1 protein-coding gene is annotated in these 682 nt (G+C 41.2%); it reads right to left on the bottom strand.

The annotated features are described in order from the left end of the window. Positions 1 to 137: 137 nt before the first annotated feature. Positions 138 to 617: a hypothetical protein gene (locus CJF42_RS26290; RefSeq protein WP_095369405.1), complete on the bottom strand. Its 480-nt coding sequence runs from the start codon at positions 615 to 617 to the stop codon at positions 138 to 140. Between the last annotated feature and the right edge of the window lie 65 nt (positions 618 to 682).

Genomic DNA, 682 nt, shown 5'->3' with positions numbered 1-682 from the left:
TTTATGTTTTGCACGGCCAAACTGACCAGACTTAGTTATTTTGATGCGGATAGCCGCATCAGTCTGGGGTATTTTGTACGGCTACACGCATGATGGGTGGTGTGGGGGCTGGAGGTGAGAGACCTCCGGCTACCCGATTATATTTCATTCTTAACTCTCTCCCATTCTCTTTTAAGAATGAGTTGAGATTGCGATATTGTAGACCTGTGAGCAACCCAAAACCTGGCATCAGTTTCAGGAGAACCACCAGATGATATTGCAGCCTCCATTTCTTTAACATGCTCAAGTAACTGCAAGTGATCTTCTTCGTTCGGATTTAAGTACAAATTTAGTCTGCTAATAGCTTCTGTAATATGAAGATACTCGCTGTCTGAACGATCTTCGTAACCTGCCGCCCAATAATGAGCACATTTACCGGTGATATCAGCTAATAAAACTCTAAGTTCATTTATCCAAGTTTGTCGGATAGGAGCGATGATTTGTTTATTTGCTACACGAAGATCATGACGACTCTTTCTATTTGCAACAATCATTGATATTAATGGGCCAAAAAATACCGCTAACGCCGCAACTGCCAACGAAAGAATGGGTATTAAAGGTGTTAGATCCTTGAGCATAACTCTCCTATGAAATATCGCCGTTTTAAACGGCGAGTAATATTAGTTATTTTGATGCGGGTATA

This window comes from Pseudoalteromonas sp. NBT06-2, from assembly GCF_002276045.1.
Classification (GTDB): domain Bacteria; phylum Pseudomonadota; class Gammaproteobacteria; order Enterobacterales; family Alteromonadaceae; genus Pseudoalteromonas.
Note: the sequence above shows the minus strand (reverse complement) of the source record. Positions and strands in the feature narration are given on the sequence as shown.